This is a genomic window from Sphingopyxis sp. EG6, from assembly GCF_003609815.1.
In the GTDB taxonomy this organism is placed as follows: domain Bacteria; phylum Pseudomonadota; class Alphaproteobacteria; order Sphingomonadales; family Sphingomonadaceae; genus Sphingopyxis.
The window spans coordinates 1,989,330-2,007,687 of sequence record NZ_AP017603.1 but is presented as its reverse complement, the minus strand read 5'-3'; the positions used below and the strand labels follow the sequence as shown (position 1 = coordinate 2,007,687).

14 protein-coding genes are annotated in these 18,358 nt (G+C 61.8%); 3 read left to right on the top strand and 11 right to left on the bottom strand.

All coding sequences use genetic code 11. The features are described from left to right. Positions 1–33: 33 nt before the first annotated feature. Genes SPYCW_RS09825 through SPYCW_RS09800 form a run of 6 tightly spaced genes read right to left on the bottom strand, consistent with a single transcriptional unit; the run spans position 34 to position 4,249 of the window. Complete coding sequence (locus SPYCW_RS09825; RefSeq protein WP_120216630.1) at positions 34–924, bottom strand: DsbC family protein; 891 nt, start codon at positions 922–924, stop codon at positions 34–36. Continuing rightward, positions 921–2,255 (bottom strand): TrbI/VirB10 family protein, encoded by a 1,335-nt coding sequence (locus tag SPYCW_RS09820; RefSeq protein ID WP_120216629.1) that lies wholly within the window; start codon positions 2,253–2,255, stop codon positions 921–923. The genes SPYCW_RS09825 and SPYCW_RS09820 overlap by 4 nt, the downstream gene beginning before the upstream one ends. Then, positions 2,248–3,006 carry a type-F conjugative transfer system secretin TraK gene (locus tag SPYCW_RS09815; RefSeq protein WP_120216628.1) on the bottom strand — a complete coding sequence of 253 codons (759 nt, stop codon included), beginning with the start codon at positions 3,004–3,006 and terminating at the stop codon, positions 2,248–2,250. Before SPYCW_RS09815 ends, SPYCW_RS09820 begins: the two co-directional genes overlap by 8 nt. After that, positions 3,006–3,578 (bottom strand): type IV conjugative transfer system protein TraE, encoded by a 573-nt coding sequence (locus tag SPYCW_RS09810; RefSeq protein ID WP_067105289.1) that lies wholly within the window; start codon positions 3,576–3,578, stop codon positions 3,006–3,008. Before SPYCW_RS09810 ends, SPYCW_RS09815 begins: the two co-directional genes overlap by 1 nt. Positions 3,579–3,590: 12 nt before the next feature. Continuing rightward, complete coding sequence (gene traL / locus SPYCW_RS09805) at positions 3,591–3,878, bottom strand: type IV conjugative transfer system protein TraL (protein WP_120216627.1); 288 nt, start codon at positions 3,876–3,878, stop codon at positions 3,591–3,593. Positions 3,879–3,904: 26 nt separating this feature from the next. Beyond that, complete coding sequence (locus SPYCW_RS09800) at positions 3,905–4,249, bottom strand: TrbC/VirB2 family protein (protein WP_120218232.1); 345 nt, start codon at positions 4,247–4,249, stop codon at positions 3,905–3,907. 348 nt (positions 4,250–4,597) lie between these two features. Here SPYCW_RS09800 and SPYCW_RS09795 point away from each other — a divergent pair, with 348 nt between their 5' ends. The 3 genes from SPYCW_RS09795 to SPYCW_RS09785 are packed head-to-tail and all read left to right on the top strand — an operon-like array spanning position 4,598 to position 6,102. After that, entirely contained in the window at positions 4,598–5,059 is a 462-nt protein-coding gene (locus tag SPYCW_RS09795) for a transcriptional regulator (protein WP_120218231.1), read from the top strand. After that, the gene (locus SPYCW_RS09790) at positions 5,016–5,372 is read left to right on the top strand and encodes an AlpA family transcriptional regulator (RefSeq protein ID WP_443029432.1); all 357 of its coding nucleotides are present in this window, start codon (positions 5,016–5,018) and stop codon (positions 5,370–5,372) included. Before SPYCW_RS09795 ends, SPYCW_RS09790 begins: the two co-directional genes overlap by 44 nt. A 37-nt stretch (positions 5,373–5,409) precedes the next feature. Beyond that, positions 5,410–6,102 carry a HEPN domain-containing protein gene (locus tag SPYCW_RS09785; RefSeq protein WP_120216625.1) on the top strand — a complete coding sequence of 231 codons (693 nt, stop codon included), beginning with the start codon at positions 5,410–5,412 and terminating at the stop codon, positions 6,100–6,102. On the opposite strand, the gene SPYCW_RS09780 is transcribed toward SPYCW_RS09785, so the two are convergent. The 5 genes from SPYCW_RS09780 to SPYCW_RS09760 are packed head-to-tail and all read right to left on the bottom strand — an operon-like array spanning position 6,084 to position 18,289. Then, positions 6,084–9,209 (bottom strand): helicase-related protein, encoded by a 3,126-nt coding sequence (locus tag SPYCW_RS09780; RefSeq protein WP_120216624.1) that lies wholly within the window; start codon positions 9,207–9,209, stop codon positions 6,084–6,086. The two genes, SPYCW_RS09785 and SPYCW_RS09780, sit on opposite strands and share 19 nt — an antisense overlap. Next, the gene (locus tag SPYCW_RS09775) at positions 9,206–11,068 is read right to left on the bottom strand and encodes a phospholipase D family protein (RefSeq protein ID WP_120216623.1); all 1,863 of its coding nucleotides are present in this window, start codon (positions 11,066–11,068) and stop codon (positions 9,206–9,208) included. The genes SPYCW_RS09780 and SPYCW_RS09775 overlap by 4 nt, the downstream gene beginning before the upstream one ends. After that, a complete protein-coding gene (locus SPYCW_RS09770) occupies positions 11,058–12,224 on the bottom strand; it encodes a DUF6361 family protein (RefSeq protein WP_015459201.1) in 1,167 nt (388 codons plus the stop codon). The genes SPYCW_RS09775 and SPYCW_RS09770 overlap by 11 nt, the downstream gene beginning before the upstream one ends. 60 nt (positions 12,225–12,284) lie before the next feature. Beyond that, positions 12,285–15,680: a UvrD-helicase domain-containing protein gene (locus tag SPYCW_RS09765; protein ID WP_120216622.1), complete on the bottom strand. Its 3,396-nt coding sequence runs from the start codon at positions 15,678–15,680 to the stop codon at positions 12,285–12,287. Next, a complete protein-coding gene (locus tag SPYCW_RS09760; protein WP_120216621.1) occupies positions 15,680–18,289 on the bottom strand; it encodes a PD-(D/E)XK nuclease family protein in 2,610 nt (869 codons plus the stop codon). The genes SPYCW_RS09765 and SPYCW_RS09760 overlap by 1 nt, the downstream gene beginning before the upstream one ends. Between the last annotated feature and the right edge of the window lie 69 nt (positions 18,290–18,358).

Below are 18,358 nucleotides of genomic sequence, written 5' to 3'. Positions count from 1 at the left end.
AGGCGAGAATACGGTGGGAAAATCCCATGACGATTATCCTTTCTTGGCCGGAACTGGGGCAACCGCTTTCGCGGGCTTGAGGAATTCGCGGAGCATGGAAGCCGGGCGATATCCTTCAAGGATCGCGCCGTCCGACGGGCGTACGATGACCGGCGTTCCGTTGAAGCCATGGGCCTTGGCAAAGGCCTCGTTGGCATCGAGCCCGCTCGTGTCGCACGGCTTCGGGTTGGCGAGGGCGAGGCCCGAATAGGCCATATGCAGAGACAGCTCGGGGCGCGGCGAGCACAGCACCCGTTCGGCATCGCGGCGGCTGTCGGCCCCGAAGATCGAAATGGGCCGCTCCTCGACGCGCGCGCCGATCGCCTTCAGTTCGCCTTCGAGCTTCTTGCAGTAGCCGCAGTGGAAATCGGAGAAGACGACGACCTTGGGGCCGTTGGCTGGTCCCCAGGTGATCGCGCCGTTCGCGGGCAGGCCGGCGAGCGATACCTTCTGCGGGGTGGCGCGCGGGGCGGGCTGGCTTTCTTCGTTGGCATTGCTCCGCCGTGCAGCACCAGCAGCCAGCAAGTCTGGGTTGAGTGCGAGGAGACGGGCTGCCGTCAGGTCTTGCCGCGCCTCCATGTCGTAGATGCGCCCGATCACCAGATATTTGGCTGCGCGATCGACATAGAACAGCGACGATTTCGAGGCGACTTCGCACAGGCCGCCAAGGCCATCGCAGGTGATGGCGTCGATCGGCGTCTTCGGGAGGCGCAGCTTGAGCGCGTCGCGCACTTTTGCCGTGTCGGGAGCCTGGGCCGGGGAAGCGAGGCTGGCCACGCCCCAACCCGTTGCGGCTGACAGGGCGACGACGGCAGCAACGGTCGCCACCGGTCGCAGCCAGCGCCGCGGCTTGGTGGGGGTTGGATCGTTTGTGGCGGGGGTCATTGGGAGTTCCTCACGTAGACGCCGTCGAGGAAGACGATCTCGACATCGATGCCGGTCGGCATCTCGACGACGGGTTGGTATTGTTCGGCGCGCTCGATCAGATATTTGCTGACCGTATCGGCGGCATCCGCAGCGCCCTGGCCGAGCCCACCGCCGAGGATGTCGCCGGCAGAGAGCTTCGAGCGGGTGCCATCGGCATTGGTCGTGACGCCGGAGAAGACGCTGTTGGCGTTCGCCGAAAAGCCGCGCCCGAACCCGCCGACAATCCCGGCAAGCAGAGCCTGGCTGACAAGGCTGCCCTCGCGGCTGACGACACGGCCACGCACGCCCGATTTTCCAGCAAAGCTGATGAAGCCCTTGACCTCGCTCACAGCGACGCGCCCGCCGGGCTGGTCGCAGGTCATCCGCGCCAGCTTCACATAGACCTTCTCGGACGAGAGATCGCCGCGCGCTGCGCCGTTGACGATGCAGCCCTGAAGGCGGGTGGTCAGAACCTTGCCGTTCTGCATTACGGAGCGCGCCGGACCGGTAATGCGCAGCACCACGGGAAGCGGATCGGTCTGGCTCGCAACGCCCGCCGACGCATCGACGCCGACGATGACCTTGGCAGGAGCATAGGAATTGGGCGGCAAATAGTCCGGCGAATCCTCGACCACCACCGGCGGCGCTTCCGGGCGAGCCGTCCTGAGACCGCTGGCTCCTGCCTTGTCGGAAGTGAAGCTCATGAGTTTGACTTCACCGGGACCGGACAGGCCGGTTTCGCTCGCGCCCAGCGCAGCACCCGCAGGGGCAGGCTGAACCGGTCGACCGCGCGCATCGTAGCCACCCGCCTGCGGGCCATAGGCCGGTGGCGGCAGGCTTGCGGTTGCCGGGGCGGCCTGGCTGGCGAGGCGCGACTTGAGATCCGCGTTCTCAGCAGAGATTGCATCGATCGCGGCCTGGCCGTCGACCCGCATGGCCTGGTTTTCCGCCTTGAGTGCGGCCAGCTGGGATTCGATTTCCTCCCGCGGGAGGCTCGCGTCCTTCATCGCCTTCTGCTCGCGGGTGACGGCATCGAGACGATTGCCGTAAGTCGCGACGAACTCGCGCTGCGAAAGGTCGCGATTGATGAGTCCTGCGGTATCGATGGTCTGCGCGGCGGTGGGATCATCGCTCTTCGCGCTGTCGTCGCCGCCCAGGATGAACCAGCTGCCGCCGACAAGCGCGAGTGCGCCCAAGGAACCAAGCAGAAGCTTTTGCCGCCGTGCGGTCTTCGCGTTGAGGCTGGCTACTGGCGACGGTGATGCCGGATCGGCCTGTACCGGGGTTGAGATCGAGGGAGCATCAGTCATGGCCCAACCCTCCGTTCGAACCGACGATGAAGGCGACCGTGCTTTCTCCCGATTTGAGAGTGGGCTGGGCGATCGAGATTGCGAGTGTCTGGGAGGACGCGAGATCCGCTTCGGCAAGCGTCAGCGGCTTGCGGCCACGGTTCGCCAGGCGGATGACCTTTCCGGCGAGCGCGCTGCCGCGGTAGTCCGCAATGAGCTGGACTTCGAGATCGCCGACCCGTGCCGGAAGGGCTGAGGATTGCCTCACTTCGAAGCCATCGACCGTCCGGTCATTGGCCATGGCCTGGATGAGCCGCACTGCGCTTGTCTCCAGCGGCGTTTCGCTTTCCCAGCCAGATGCCTTGTTTGTCGCGATCGCCGGGTTGGTGATGAAGACTTGCACTGCCGGGACAGGCTCGACCTGGCAGGAAACCTTGTAGACGAAGCCCTTCTTGGTCGTGGCGAAGAAGCTGATCGACCGCGCCGCATAGGTCTCGGGCACCGACACGTATATGTCGCCGCGCAGCGGTTCGTTGGTGACCGCAAAATCGTTGTAGGGCGTGCCGGTCGAGATCTTCGAGACGCTGGCAAACTGGTCATCGACCAGCGCGAAGCGCGTCAGCTCGCGGGCCGACACAGCGCATTCGATGCTCGCTCCGTCTGCAGCCTGTTTGAACTGGTCGGCGGCCTCGGCGCCGCTCCCTGAGAATGCGAGCATGGTACTGGCGCAAAGAGCCAGACTCCACGCGCGCGTCTTGCGTCGGTAAGCCATCACTGGGCCTCCTTCGTTGGGTCTTTGGTGGGCAACTGGCTGAAGCCTGACAGCGCGAGACGCAGGCCCCGGTAGGTCCAGTTGAAGCGGAAACGGCGCTCGTCGCTCGCGATGACCTGGGCACCGACAAACGTCTTGAGCGTCCCCGTCACGTCGGACGTCAGCCCCTTGGGGTCGACGGTCATCGAGCGGATGACGAAGGCCTGGGTGACGTCCGAACCCCGCTGCTCTTCGACAATCCGCACGAGATCGGCCTTTAGCCGTCCGTAGCTTGCCGGATCGGCGAGCTTCAGGATCTCGTCCATCCAGTAGTCGAGACCCTCGGGGCTGCGATTGAGGAGAACGAGCGCGGCATCGCGGGTCACGAGTTCGAGATAGTCGGCCTCGACCCCCGCGCTGCTGACAGTGAGCTGCTTGGGGAGCGTTGGCAGGAGCACGACTTCGCGGTCGCGGGTGGCAGCAAGGCTGACCGCTACGACGAGCGCAATGCCAAGTCCGGCGCTGGTGAGCGCAAAGAGGTTGCGCTGGCGCAGCAGCGACTGCTGACGCTCGTGTGAAATGTCGGCAAACATGGATATCTCCCCTCAACCGGCAAGCAGGCGGCAGTGGGAAGGCGGCGTCGATTTCAGGCCCAGCAATCCGGCCGGCAGATACCAATAGGCGGCATGGGCTACCCAGGAGCTGGCGCGTCCTGCTTTTGCCTTTCGCAGCGCGAACCAGGCGCCGAAGGCAACGATGATGCCGGTAAAGATATGCTGGCTGAGGATCCCCCAGGTGAAGGGGATGAGCATCCCGCCGAACTCGTCGATGGTCCAGAAGCCGATGAGCTCCGGATCGTCGAGCCGACGTGGGATGATATATGGGTCTGCCATGGCGACGCGCCTTCCCGTCCGATGCGTCAGATGACCGCGGTGACGACCGAGGTGACGATCGGAACACCCGTGCCGACGCCGATGCCGACACCGACCGGAACGGCGACCTGTCCGAGCGAGAACCGGCCCGAGGCGAGACCAATGAGGCCGCCTGCAAGGCTGAGAACCGTGATGATCTTGCCGCCCGAGCCTTCGAGGAAATCAGTGAATTTCGTGAGGGCAGGGGTGAAGGTCGTGTCGGCGCCCGCGTAGGCGGCGCTCGCCGCCAGTGCTGCGACCGCAAGCGGTACTGCAAAGGTCATGGCCCGCCCGAACTTCGAGGGGTTCTGATTGATGGCGCCGGAACGCCGGGAGAGGGTGAGAGACTGCATATGGAGCTCCATCTGGAGGGGTGAACCCAGCGTTCTTTCGTTCGCTGTGTGTTCCACATGCATCTAGGAAATCGATGTAGGAAAGTCGGATTGACGCTGGGGCTTAAGCGGCGGACGGATATGGACGCATCGATTGGCCGGCGTCGGCGATAATACGCGGAAACAGCGGCTTATCTCGCAATCAGCGTCGACGAATCCCGACAAGAGTGGCGGTGATTGTCAGCGACTCGGGCCTAGGGTCTGATTCGCCTAGAAACGAGATGTTCCGTAAATGTTCTTTTCATTTTCCTACATGGATCAGGCGCGATATGGCTACGACTCAGTTCCTCATCGTTGGAGTTTTTGTCGATGCACCAGCCCGCGCCATTCCGAGGCGAAGCCAACGCCAGCCTCGCGCACATTCTTGCCCATGCAATCGAGTCGTCTGACAAGCCCAAGCACCAGATCGCTCGAGAAGTCGGGATCCACCGCGAGACCCTGCTTCGTGTGATGCGCGGCGATCGGCCGATCGGCCTTGATGAAGCCGCGCGCGTTCTCGATGTCTGCGGCGCCTTTCCCCGCGCCAGCATGATCCTCGCCCTGGCTGGTCAGGAGGATCTCGCCTGCGAATGGATGCGCAGCGAGATGGGGGAGTTCCTTGAGGACTTCTTTACGGCCTTGCCAGGCCAGCTTGAACGCACGCTTGGGCGACGCGTCGAAGATTTGCGACCCCGGTGGGCGAACGGCACTTCGCAGCTCGTCGCCCGCATGCTTGCCAAGCACATTGATGATTTTGCCAACCGCGACATTTCGATGTCGCTGCCACGCTGATCCAATTCACCTCGGAGGGGACCGAGAAATTGACCCGACTGGAACGATCATGAAAGCACATCCCCAGCTTACCGATAACGGCGCAAGCGCAGACCCGGCGTCGCCACAAGTCCCCCCGCCGGCCCGGCTTTTGCGGCTGCCCGAAGTCATCGACCGCGTTGGCCTGCGTCGTTCGGCCATCTATCAGCGAATGAGCGAAGGCCGCTTTCCGAAGTCCCGCTCGCTCGGCCCCAAATGCGCGGTGTGGATAGAGGCGGAAATCGACGCGTGGATCAGATCAATTGCGGACAAGCCACATAGAGACGCTCCATAAACTATCCCGAAACAAATCATCGCGCTAAGTTGCGCGCATGGTTTATCGATACCCGACGGGCAATCCTCTCCATCCTGAAGCCCTAAAAGAGAAGCAACGTGCGCTTCGCGACGGTTTTTCAACGCCGTTGACCCTTCGCGTTCATCGTGCGCTTTCCTGGCTTCGTCGGGCTGAAGCAGAACAGGAAGACCAAGACGTTCGCTTCATCCTACTCTGGATCGGGTTCAACGCGGCCTACGCCGGTGACGTGGAAGCCTCGGCCAACAGCTCAGCGCCGGAAGGTGAGCGTGGGCTCTTCCAAACTTTTTTCTCGACGTTGATGAAGTTCGATGGGCGTCACCGCGTCTACGACGCGGTCTGGCAGCGGTTCAGTCAGGAAATCCGCCTCCTTCTGGACAATCGATATGTCTACCACCCCTTCTGGCAGCATCAGAATGGTGTGTCAGGTTACGACGACTGGGAGCACAAGCTCGAGCGTAGCCGGACCGCTATCAATCATGCATTGCGCGAGCTCGACACCGTCAGGATACTGTCGATCCTGTTCGATCGGCTCTACGTCTTGCGAAATCAACTGGTGCACGGCGGCGCGACTTGGAACAGCGATGTCAACCGCGACCAGGTGAGGGACGGGGTGTCGCTGCTGGGTTGCCTGCTGCCGATCTTTGTCGATCTGATGATGGACAATCCAGACCATGAATGGCCGATGCCAAACTATCCCGTCGTGGAGTGATCTGATTGGGCATTCAGGCAAATTCCTGGTCTGAGCGAAATCTGGAACTCGGCCAGCTCGCTCACGACATCTTCGCTCATCCCTGAGAAGAGTTCGACCAGCTCGTCCTGCCGCGGTTGCCCGAATGCCAGTCGATAGCTCGCCAGCGACTTCTTCAGGTTCTCGTAGCGTTCGTGCTCTCGGCTGAAGGGAGGCATGAGCACCATGCGCTCGATCTTCGCCTCGCCAGGATATATCCAGTAGGGCACAATATCGCCGGGATGCCCATCGGCCGTTTGTTGATCCTGCGCCGCTTTGAACATGGCGGTCCATGGTGCCTCGGCACCAACGAGCGCCGAAGCGCAATTGCCAAAATCTGCCGCGATATTGCGGCGTACCGCATGATTCTTGAATCGATGGACACGGCCCTCGCGCTGTTCGATCTCGACCGGATTGCGAGGAAGGTTCCAGTGGACGATCCGCGCGCAATATGGATGAAAATCGAGGCCCTCTTGTCCGATTGACGTAGACGCCAACACGAATGGGCGAAATGGCGATTTGAAAGCAGACTGGACAAGAGTGGTTCGGCGCACACCCTTTTCCTCTTCGGCTTTGGTCGCGAAGCGCATGGCGAACCGCGCACGGATTTCGAATGTCTGGTCCTGCAAACGCGCGCGGCCGGCCGTCCAGTGATCGAGCGTAATCTGAGCCGGCCGCAGTGCGACAACCTCGACCACCTTCATGGCGATGAGCCGAGCTCGTTCGGGCGCATCGACTTGCTCGGCGCGTTCACTTTCCAAGACGAGATGGAGATATTCATCCAGCACTGCGGCAAGATCGTGCTGCGCCGAGTGTGCGTTGACTTGGCGCCAATAGTTCAGGGGCGAGGCTTCCTCCAGTAGAGCGCGGCTTTCTGGTTGGTTGTACAGGCTGCGAAATCCGAGCGCGACCACCATCGCCGCGCCAACAAGCGCCGGATCGTCGATCTGCAACTCCGGGCAAAGGCGAGCGAGGGCGCGGAGCGCGCAGGTCGCAGGTGAGCCAAGCGCAAATTCCGCCAGCTTGTCGAGTATGTCTCTTGGATCGGGGTCGCCGTGATGGTCGACGGAATCCAATGCCTGCCTAATCGCTTCGATTGTCCGTGCCATCGCGCCATGTTCGTCATGCGCATCGTGCTCGATGGCACCGACGCGGCCCCAGTCCACACCCAGGCCCAGTTCGGCCTCGATTGTAAGGGGCATCAAGCGGTCGGATCGCTCGGCCAGTCGGGAAAGACACGCTGGATCGAGGCGTTCCCCAAGAGCCTGACGAACCTGGACAAGCAGTTCTGCATAAGTGCCCGCTCGTCCATGCCGCTGTTCTAGCTGCAAGGGATCCACCCACGCGGCAAGGGTGGGAGATGGACACAACATCGGCATCATTTCTTCGACGCCGATTGGGCGGCTTGTGCGCCCTACCAGATCGGGTGACATCTTCATGCGCCGGCTTGCCTCATGCGAGAGAAGCGCTGCAATCGCGTCTGGGACCATCGACCAGTCCGAGAAGACGAGCGTCTTGGTCGCCGGGACAGGCTCTCCGAATGAAGGACGAGAAGGCGGAATCCACAGCGCTCGATCGAGGCCGTGTTGGAATGCAGTGTCGGCGAGCGCGCGCATTCGTCCGTTGCGAAGTGGAATCTCTGCGAAGTCTTCGACCTGTGCCTTGTCGATGAAGTACGGCGCGGCGGCTCTAATGGCGGTGCGCAGCTCCTTGGCCGGCCGCAATTTGACTGCCTGCAGGCGCTCTCGCAGCTTGTAGCCACGCATGAAATTGAGAAGGTACGGCGACGACTTCCAATATTCGACGATGCCGGGCGCACTGACGAGTTCGGCCACCTGCGAGACCGCTTTCGCCTCCCTCAGATCGTCCGTTTCAATCGTCAGCGGGGGCTTCAACTCCCTCACAAGCGAATTGCGGTCCGCAGTGGAGTCTACGCGCTCCGTCCGGGCAATGACCTGGCTGAGGATGTGATGCACGCGGTCCCGCTGGATACGCGCGGCTGATTTTGACGCAGGCATTGCCTGCAACGCACGCCGGAATTGCGAGAGCTCATTCTCGAGTTCCCTGACACGCGCCTCGCCGTCCACGTCGCCGAAGAGGAAGCGCATGGTTCGCAGAAAATCGCTGTAGTGATCGCCTTCTTCCGGATCGTCGCTGCTCAAGGTGAGCATCCGGTACGGCGTAGCGGACAGCAACAGCAGGCGTGCCGACGAACCGTCCGGGCCGGAGTAGGAAAACAGCGCCCGGGCAAGCTCCGCGGCCGCTGCCTTTTCGGGCGCAAGACTCTCATCGTGCTCATGCAGCAATTCGGCAAACCGCTGGAACTCGTCCAGGATGATGAGATCCGGGGTAAGTGCGTCGACGCATATCCGTGCCAGGATGCGGCGAAGTTCCCCGATTATCGAGGCCGGGCGCTGGTCGGGTGGGTAGTCAGGACTTTTCTTGTTCCGTGCCAGCTCCGATGCCGCGCGAATGCGCTGGATGAAGTCATCCCCGATAGCGTCGTTGAATTTCTCGGATATCTCCTTCGAAATCGACTGGCTGCGCATCCAATCTGTCCAGCCGGGCCAGTTCTCAGGCGTAACTCCACCGCGAAAAATGCGCTGCACGCCACCATGTCGGATGCCGAGCCTTTTTCTCAGCATCTCATAAATGAGAGCGCGCTCTTTTGCCGTGCCCAACGACGATTTGAGATCGAGCGTCGTTCCCGGTGTCAGGCTGATGAGATTTATGGGCCTGGATGCGATCCCTCCTTCCTGCTCGATCTCAAGCGGCAGGAGCGTGAGGCGGGTGTTCAGCGGTTTGGTCGCCGATCCGATAACATTGAGTGACTTGATATTCTGCTCGGCTATCGCCTGGTTCGAGCAGATGTAAACCACGTCTATGCGGTCAACCTTTCCTGTCAGTTGTTCGATCGTCTTGGCGATAACGCCGCGCGCAACCATGGTCTTTCCTAAGCCGACTTCGTCGGCAACGAGGAACTGACGCGTGGGCGACGCATCCGTGAACAGGCGCTGGAATACATAATCGACCGTGGCGCGCTGGAAGGGCTTCAGGATTTCCAGATGGTCGTTCGCCCGATAGGTCACTGCCGCGCTCCCTTGGTGGCCAGGAGCGGCGCAAAACTTGCCCAAAGCGCGAGAAACTCTGGCGGCACTATGTTCGCGCCGCCATCCGGATCTTCGAGGCGCTTGATGAGCTGATCGATCTCGGCGAGCTCGCCGCTATCGAGGCTTAGAGCGCGAACCATCGGTTCGAGAAGCGATGTTCCGCCCTGACCGAGCCGGCGCAGCCATTGCCCTTCGCCGGCGGACTCGCTCTCGAGGAAACTCCCTTCGCCCAGACTTCCGAGGAGCAAGCTCAAATATCGAAAGAAATTCTCGACGTTCGCAATGTGCGCCCGCAGCACGGCGGCGTCGCGCCCATCAGGGACCCCGACAAGCCGCGCACCAAGGGTGAAGGCGACTTCCACGCCAGTCTGATCGTCGCGAAGGCGGATTCCCAACCAGCGGGTGACCTCGCTCAATGGCACCGAACCAAGCGTCATTCGAGACTGTGCTTTCGAGAGCAACGCCTCGGCATCGTATCCCCGTTCGTTCGCAACGGTGATTGCGCGCATGAAACAGCTTACGCCGTCCGGTAGCTCGAGGGATGGGGCTTTGCCGGCGATCTCGACTTCGAGCGCAATGGTATCCGTCAATTGGGTGCAATGAAGGTCGAGCGCGATCGCCGCGATTTTGATGCGCAGTTTCTCCAGCGCCTTTTCGGCTGCCGCCGCAGCGTCCTGCTCGGGCGGCTCGGATGGCGTATAAGGAGCCAGGAGGCGGCGAAATCCTTCCGATAATACCGCATCCTCAATCGTTCCCATCCGGGATTTCGGGCCATCGAGCGTGGCCATGATCTCTACGTTCTGCGTCCGGCCTCCGTGGGTCGGCACCAGCGCAGCCGTCGTCGCATTGGCGGACCCAAGATGAACGTGTAGGCGTGAGCCGCGCTCGACCACATAAGCCTTGGCGTGAAGACCCTCGAGATCGGCTGAACAGGCCTCCTCGCGGTCTTCCTCCTCGTATTCGGTGGCGCGGTCATCGAGGGTTTGGATCTCAAACAGACTGCGAATGGCCGGTTTGATGCAGTCGAGTTCCTCGGCCCGCGCGACGAGTTTGCAAGATGCGGGATCATCGTATCCCGCAGCCAGTTGCTTGAGCGCGTCCCCGCTTACAAAGGGAGACAGGATAGCAAGACGCTCCCCCTTTTGCGGCGCCCACGCTCCCGCTTCCAGGCCATTGACGGCGAAGCGGATCTTGGTTGCCCCGGCGGGAAGATCGTCCCACCAGCAGCAGGCGAGATCGCGCAGCAGCGAAGGGAGGAACTTTGGCGCCGTCGGCCGATTGGCCGCATTCGCCAGTCCCGGAAGGGCGCGTAAGAGCCCGACGACGGGCTCATTGCCTTCGCAAACATCGTCGGCGACCGTGCCATCGAGGCAAAGCGCCAAATCCCAGCATCGATCATTGGTCAGGTTACGCGAAAGAATCGCCAAACGCATGCGGATGGGCATGCCCTTGCGTTCCGGTTGGAAGCGAATGCACCACAATTTAGGATGAAACGCTCCGCCTCCCGGCGCCGCAACTTCGGTGATGGTTTTCTCATAGAGAGCCATCAGACGCGCTGCATTCGGGCGCGCCTCCTTGATGCGGCCACGATCGCAGTAAATGGCCATCCGGCCCGCCATCCGTTCGACGCTTTGCAGCAGAGCCAAGGGGCTGCGCAGCATCTCGTCGCGATTCTCCGCGTCGCGAAATACAATGGCGATCGGGATCGCGAGGGCGGTCTCGAAATCGAGCGAATAGGTGGTGGCTATGGCGTGGTCGAACCTATAGCCGTCGGGCGAGCGCATGAGCGAGGTGTAGAGTTCGCGATTTTCAGGGTCGAAGGCGGGATCAACCGGCATCGGCTAGCTCTCCGAGATAGCGGCTGGCGATGCCCCACCTGAAATCGAGTCGCGCGTCCCCCGAGGCCCCTGACCAGCGTTCAAGCGGCGCATCGTGAAGGAGCCTTGCCTTCATCCTTTTCAGCCCGTGCTCCCGCTGCTTGAGCAGTTCTATCGCCTGGTGATCAGCCTCAACGGGACCAGTGCCGTCCCGGGCGATTGTTATCCATCCCCGGATGAAGTCCCGCGATGACTTGGTGAGGTTGTGGCTGGTACTGCCAATCAGGCCGAAGAGGTCGTCGAGATCCCAGTCGTTCAACGCCAGGTGATCGAGCTCCGACCTCCAAACTTCGATGCGCGAGCGATAGTCCGCCGCCAGTGTGTCCGCATCGGCATGTTTCTTGGCGTTTGGCAGGTCTGCAGCACGAAGGGCCAGCAGGAGGTTATAGAGAAGGCTGGCTCCGTACATAACGCCGGAAAATCGTTCGGCATGCCGAAGGACCGCGCGATTGGCGTCTGAAATGGTGTCTTCGGCGATCTGCCACGGCCAGTCATCCGCGAAGGATTTGCCCTTGCGAGCCAACTCGTTCAGCAAGCTTGAGCCCGCATGGCTTTCGATGCGGTCTCGCAGGAAATCAGCCTCACCATCGGCCAGGGCGAAAGACGCTTGGTCCAGGAGATCTGCGGGTGGCTTCGGAAGGTTGGACGACCAAAGTTTCAGATCGTGGTCCTTCAGGCTTTCGGGACCATAGGACAGGAAGGTCGAATGGCTGCCCGGTAGCGCCCGGATGCCTAGCGTGTTCAGACCCGCCCAATAAACGCTTGATGCGAGGCGCTTCAGGTTCCGCCCCGCGTCTCGTCCGATCACTCCGATCGTCTCTCCACCGCGCAGCAGGGCTTCGCTCAACTGGAATTCCAGATCGCGAGCAATAACCGTGCGTTCCGCCTGCGTGGCCTTGCGACCCTGCGCTTCCAGATAGATCCACGGAATAAAAAGCATGTAGCGCAGCCGCGTCTGGATCGTGCTGGTTCCGGGAAAGAGAAGATCGGCCAGCCCGTCACGCACGGTGCCGAGGCCGAGCTCGTCGCGCGCCTCGGGCTGTTTGAACAGGTCGATCAGTGTTTGAGCGCGGCGACGCTCTTCGGGGTCAAAATCAATCCAGGCGAGATAGGACATGAATGCTTCTTCGTGAGGTACTTGGAAGGGCAGGGCAGCGAGGTCAGGTCCTCGGTTCGATCACGGCGTCGAGCCGACGCTGGATGGCGAGACCTCGATAATCTCACCCCTCGTCATCAGGACAATCATTCCGCGTTCGGCGCCAGTCATGTCTAGATAGGCTTGCACCTGACCTCTGTAGTGCTCGAGCGACACGGCATCGGGCGCTACATCGCTCTTCCAATCCACGATCGTTCCCGGCCTGCCTTCAGGGGTCAGGGTGAGGGCGTCAGCAATTCCGGAGGTCGCATATTCATGCCCATCCGCGGTGTGGCTCGCAAACACCGGGAACTCGGCTATCAGCTCGCGGCGTACTGCTGCAATCGGATCAAGCTTGAGTGTCTTTTCGACGCAACTGGCCAACTCCTCGGCGGACAGTCCCCTCGCGGCATCGCTGACCGCAGTCCGGCCGAATTGAACGATCAATTCCTTCGCTCGCTCGGTCAGCGAACCAAGGTCGTCGAAGGTTTCGCCCGTCAGAACCTCCTCCATCAGCTTGTGGAGGATCAGGCCCCGCTCGCGGCTGCCTTGAATGGCGAGCTGCAGCGGGAGCTCCTGAGGTTGTCTGTCATCGGAGTCTGTCCAGAGGTCTGGTTCCTCCGAGACGACGACGGGGCCGGAGGTATCTTCGCTGCGGCTCGGGGCGAGCCAGGTCAGATGGACCTGTCGTTGCAGGATTTTTTCAGCTTCCGCCGCAAATATCTCTCGCGTCTGCGCATTGCCCACTTCTGCTGCTGGCGATGGTGAGCGCTCTGGCAGTTCGCCGGGATCGATGGCTGGAAGCTCGGCAAGCGAAAGGTCGAGCAGGCTTATCCATGCCGACTTCGATGGTGAGACATCGAGGCGAGGAAGAATCAGCAATTGCCTCGCTCGCGTTGCCGCCACGTACCACAGACGTATGCGTTCCCGATCCAGCTCGAGCTTCTCAGCCTCGATCGCCGCTTCGTGGCCCTCGGGGGGTACGCCGAAGATCGGGCAATAGAATGTGTCCGACTGGCGATCTGTTACCGCGCTGTCGGGACCCATGACCCCCGTCATGGTGTTGATGGGAATGACGACAGGCCATTCCAGGCCCTTCGCCGCGTGCATCGTGAACAGCGAGATGGCTTCCTCTTGCGCGTCGGGACGACCTTCGACCGCTCGGGCCTCATCCTCCCACGCCGTCGTCATCGCCTCAGAAAATGACCGCAGACCGCGCACCGCATATGCGGTCGCGAGATTGAGGTAGAGGTCGACGTTGGCGAGCGCGCGTTCCGCCTGACCGCGATGGCGCTCGACGAGAATGGGCCTGATGCGCAGGACATCAATCGCCTGCGACAGGAGTTCATGAGGCGTGGTGCTGTTCGCTCGCCGCGCAAGAGCCTGGAGTTTCACCAGGACCGCGCGCGCCAGATCGTGCGTGACGGTGTCCGCATCGACTGACAGGGTCAGACGCGGGATACGGTCGGGTTCGCTCTCACTGCGCGGGAGCGCCCAGACAATATCGAGCAATTCTTCATCCGCAAGGCCGACCAATGGCCCCCGAAGCAGGGCGCCCAGTGCCAAGGTGTCGCGACGATCAGCAAGGACACGGGTGACCGCGATCAAATCCTGGATTTCCTGACGGCGGAAGAGCCCTTTGCCGGCTTGGGTCGCAACCGGGATGCCGCGGCGTTCCAAAGCTTCTTCGTATCGCCATAGTTCGGCGCCTGTCGGCGCGAGCAAGGCGATGTCGCCCGGTTGGCAGAGGCGCGGAGTGCCGGTCCGGCGATCGGCAATTTCGTGCCCGCCGATCAGCCGAGCGCAAAGGTCGGCAACAGCTTCGGCTTCACCGTCTCGTTGCTGCTCCACATTCGCTTTGCCATCCTCGCCGGCAACCGCGACGTCGAGGGCGGCTACGCATACGCCTTCGGCGGGATCGGAGTGGAAGGCATCGAGGGCCGTGAAGCCTGGCTGACCATCGGCAGAGAGTACGGCTTCGAAGCGCGCGTTGACGAAGGTCAAAATGGAGGCGCACGACCGGAAGTTGGTCGAGATGGAGAGCAAGCTTTCCTGACTATGCGCGATGAACGCGCTGCGAGCCTGTACATAGGCGCCGACGTCGGCACCGCGAAAACGGTAGATCGCCTGCTTCGGATCGCCCACGAGAAACAGCGCGCCAGGACGGATTCGGAAGTCCGCCCAATCGTCGCCTTCATTCTGCGGATCACCGCACAGCCGCCAGAAGATCTCGGTCTGGAGTGGATCAGTGTCCTGGAACTCATCGACGAGGACGTGGGCAAAACGCTTGCCCAGCGCCTGGCGTACGGCCTCATGACTGCGCAACAGGTCGCGCGCGGCATAGATCAGATCGTCGAAGTCGAGCTGCGCGCTGGAACGCTTGTATTCGCGGTAACGCTCGAGGATTGGAGCGGCTTCTGAGACAAGCGCAGCCAGAACGTGGCCGGCAATCGCCTGCTGCATCGCAGCCCACGTCGCGCAGCATTTCCCGTAGAGATCGTCGGCGGCGATGTTGAGCTGCTCACCATCGGCTTTGGACAAACCGGCCTGCTTCGCCGCTTCGACCCACTTGCCCTTTTTGCGATAGGCGGCAAATCCACCGGTCTTGGTGCAAACGTCCGGATGGGCGCGCGCAACCAGCAACTGAACAAGGCCCGCGGGTGATTGGGGTTCGGCAACCGCGGCTACCGCTTCTGCCATCTGCACGAAGCCTGCCGCATAGGTGGCTGTCTCGGGCTCGTGGGCCGAAGCATTCTCGATGAAGTCGCCCAAGGCCGTGGCCGCCTGTTGGAATTCGGCTATGAGTGGAGCAAACGGGGAGGGCGAAGGTGCCTTGAGAGTTCGCCTGCTGCGCAAATTGGCCGCGATCTTGTGAAGCAGCTCGACCGTGCTCTTCGGATTGTAGAGCACCATTTCGGCAATGATGCCGCCGTGTTCACCGGATAGCCGCTCTCGCAGCCAGCCATCGACGATTTCGAGAAACGCAAGGTCAGCCAGGTTCCGATCCATGACCGTCGCGCCAGGATCGATGTCTGCCTCAGCCGGGTAGGGCTTGATGAGGCGCTGGCAGAAGCCGTGAATCGTCGAGCAGGTGACTTCATCGATCGCCGCGCTCGCGGTGATGAGATTGCTGCGCTGGGCATCGCTGAGGCCATCAGGAAGCGCGACTTTCAGCTCTGGCGCGATCCGGCCTTCGCTCAACTCGGCGACAAACTCCCTGACCCGCGACACCAATTCGCTTGCCGCCAGTTCGGTAAATGTCACCGCAGCGATGGCGCGCGGAGAGGTTCCCTCCGCGAGCATTACGGCGATACGCCCCGCCATTACCGCAGTTTTTCCCGAGCCAGCGCCGGCCTCGACAAGGATCGAGCGGGTATGCCGACCAATTGCATCGAAGCGGGCACCGTCGTCCTTCAGTTGCGCAGACATGGTCGTCATCACTCCGCCTCCCACACCTGAGCCGCATCGCCGAGCATTGCTGCCGCGATTGGACGCTTGCGTTTGCAGTAGGTTGGGCCGGCGTTTGCGGGCAGGGCGAAGGCGAGATCGTCGTAATCATCGCCGGTATCGGGGCCGGGGATCGCCAATCCGGATTGTAGGTTCGACCGGGCGGCAACGAGGTAGCCGGTGACCTCGGACAAGACGGCGTCGGGATCGTCGAGCTGGAGGTCCAAGTTCTCCCGAGGATACAACAGCGACGCGGTTATGCTCACATCCTCGCCGAGCAAGGATTTCACGGCGAAGCCATAGAGACAGCGTTGAAGCTCCTTGCCCCCGTTGAGGCGAATGGCCGACCGTGGTGCGCGGCCGGTCTTATAGTCTCGCACAATTGCGCGCTTGCCATCGTTAAGAATGTCGAGGCGGTCGATGTACCCCTTGATCGCAAAGCCTGCGCCGGGAATTTCGACCCTGGTGCTCGGATCCCAGGGAATGGCCCCGTCCGATTTGGCCGTAGATCCACCGAACGGCACCTCGGCAAAGCTTTGCGCTCCCGCCAGTTCCTGATTGCCATAGGTCAGGGCATTGCTTGCCGTCATTCGAGCGTCTGAGAGCGTGCGCGCCCAGATGATCGCCGGCGGCACTGGACGTTCACTTTCCCAATCGGCCGCCACTCGGGCTGCGGCATTTTCGACCAATTCGTCGACAACTTGCGCCGTTGCGCTGCCGAGCCCGCCGGCGGCCTCGATGCTCTGGAGGGCGATGTCGAGCACCATGTGGACAAGGTCGCCCATATCCAGCGGATCGAGCACCAACGGTTCGGTCCCGGCGTCAGGGGCGCTCCAGTGGAGGCCATAAACCCAGATAAAGCCGAGGGGGTTGCGGAGCAGGCGTCGCAGTGAACTGGCTGATTGCGTGCGATCGAGAACGGCCTGGATCAGGGGATGGTCTGGCCTCACCTTGCCATCGTGAGCGGTAATCTCCTCCCGCTTCCAATCCCGCCAGCAGGCCAAGGCGCTGACCGCTTGGGGATAAACGCGAAACTCTTCCGTTCTGGCCATCAACCGATCGGTCTCGCTGAAAGCATGAAGCGGAACCGCATTGCGACGAAGATACATCTCGGTGCCAAGTCCGGCGAGCAGCGGACTACGTCCGAGGAGCCGGCCATCGCTGTCGCGGCGGGCACGGGAAAGTACGAGCTGGCCGGATGTCGTCGCCATAATAGTCTCGAAATCGCGCCTATCCGCCTGATTGATCGGAAGTGGATCGAGCACATGGGTTGGAATGATGTGATCGGGGATCAAGCGGTCTTCAGAAATGCCACGCGGCCAACGCGAGGAATTCAGCCCAATCAGCCGGACAAACCGGCGCGGTGAGGCGGCAAGGGCACTTGCTGGCATCCACGCAACCGAGACGCAGGAGTCGAGGCCGTCATCCTGCTTCAGGTTTTCCAGCGAAGTGTCGATCGATGCGGCCGGGCCGGCCATGAGTGCCTTGCGCCAAATCGCGAGCGCGCGGCCTGAAAGAAAGGCCGGGCCGATTTCATCGGCAGCGTCGGGTCCTTTCGCGAGCAGTTCGATCGCGAACTTCAGAGCAGGTGAATGGTCGCTTCCATCCGGCCAATCTTCTGCTTCGAGACCCGACAACAGCCGGTTCCACGCAGCTGACGTCGCCATCGGTGCATCGGTTGGCAAGACGCGCAGCCACCCTTCAGGCAGGACTGAAAGCGCGGGGCCATCCGAGCAGAGTGCGGCGAGGCGGCGGATACGGGTCTGCGACAGGCCGCGAACGAGAATGTCGGCCAATGCCGCAGCGGCCTGACCATCGCGGGTCGTGACTGTCCGAACGCCATGGACAAAGTGCAGGTCGATGTTCGCATCGGACCGTAACGCCAGGAAATGATCGTCATATTCGGCAGTCGACGCAGCTGCGATTGCGATTTCGTGCGGGGCGACATCGCCGGATGCCAGAAGGGATCGTACCCAGCGCAACGCCTCGATAGCCTCGTGGAGACCCGAGGCGGCGCTTGCGACGCTGACCTCGGGATGCTGGGCCGCAGCTTCGACTACCTTTATCGCGGATCCCACCAACCAGGCCGGAATCCGGCGCGGCCCGGCACTCCACGTCACCGGAATCTCGGTCGCGAGCTCGATCAGCAATGGGCGCCAGCACGGCGATAGCTCGGTCAGTCCCTCAACGGTCAGGGAGCCGAGCACCTTCTGAGAATGATGAATCCGGCTCCGCGCGCAGGCGACGATATCCATCGGCCTGAGCATTCCCGCGGGAAGTTCTGCCAAAACAGCAGCTTCGAGGTGGGTCAGCGCCTCTAGCCTGGGATGGTCTCCTGCGCGTGCGGAGAGGTCGATCCCAGCCCGCCAGACCTTGTGAAGAGTATCGGCCGCAGCGTTGACCATACCGGGGAGTGACTTGATGTTTTCCAACTCACCGAGTGGCGTATTGGGAAGCACTGACTGCAACGTCGAACGAAGCGTTTCGTCGTCAATTGGCTTGATGAAGCCTCCGGCCAACCGCACCGCTGCCTGCTCGAAGGACATGATCTGGGTGCCATGATGCCGATAGCGTGCAGCATGCAGCCGCTCGCAGCGCATGGCATGTCTTCCGTGGCACACAATAGTTGAGCGACAAGCAGCATTCACAATCGATTTCCTTCTGACAAG

What these genes read in the sequence shown, in the direction of transcription:
- SPYCW_RS09825 (WP_120216630.1), bottom strand. Translation starts at nt 924, where the DNA reads ATGACCCCCGCCACAAACGATCCAACCCCCACCAAGCCGCGGCGCTGG.
- SPYCW_RS09820 (WP_120216629.1), bottom strand. Translation starts at nt 2,255, where the DNA reads ATGACTGATGCTCCCTCGATCTCAACCCCGGTACAGGCCGATCCGGCA.
- SPYCW_RS09815 (WP_120216628.1), bottom strand. Translation starts at nt 3,006, where the DNA reads ATGGCTTACCGACGCAAGACGCGCGCGTGGAGTCTGGCTCTTTGCGCC.
- SPYCW_RS09810 (WP_067105289.1), bottom strand. Translation starts at nt 3,578, where the DNA reads ATGTTTGCCGACATTTCACACGAGCGTCAGCAGTCGCTGCTGCGCCAG.
- traL (WP_120216627.1), bottom strand. Translation starts at nt 3,878, where the DNA reads ATGGCAGACCCATATATCATCCCACGTCGGCTCGACGATCCGGAGCTC.
- SPYCW_RS09800 (WP_120218232.1), bottom strand. Translation starts at nt 4,249, where the DNA reads ATGCAGTCTCTCACCCTCTCCCGGCGTTCCGGCGCCATCAATCAGAAC.
- SPYCW_RS09795 (WP_120218231.1), top strand. Translation starts at nt 4,598, where the DNA reads ATGCACCAGCCCGCGCCATTCCGAGGCGAAGCCAACGCCAGCCTCGCG.
- SPYCW_RS09790 (WP_443029432.1), top strand. Translation starts at nt 5,016, where the DNA reads ATGATTTTGCCAACCGCGACATTTCGATGTCGCTGCCACGCTGATCCA.
- SPYCW_RS09785 (WP_120216625.1), top strand. Translation starts at nt 5,410, where the DNA reads ATGGTTTATCGATACCCGACGGGCAATCCTCTCCATCCTGAAGCCCTA.
- SPYCW_RS09775 (WP_120216623.1), bottom strand. Translation starts at nt 11,068, where the DNA reads ATGCCGGTTGATCCCGCCTTCGACCCTGAAAATCGCGAACTCTACACC.
- SPYCW_RS09770 (WP_015459201.1), bottom strand. Translation starts at nt 12,224, where the DNA reads ATGTCCTATCTCGCCTGGATTGATTTTGACCCCGAAGAGCGTCGCCGC.
- SPYCW_RS09765 (WP_120216622.1), bottom strand. Translation starts at nt 15,680, where the DNA reads ATGACGACCATGTCTGCGCAACTGAAGGACGACGGTGCCCGCTTCGAT.
- SPYCW_RS09760 (WP_120216621.1), bottom strand. Translation starts at nt 18,289, where the DNA reads ATGCGCTGCGAGCGGCTGCATGCTGCACGCTATCGGCATCATGGCACC.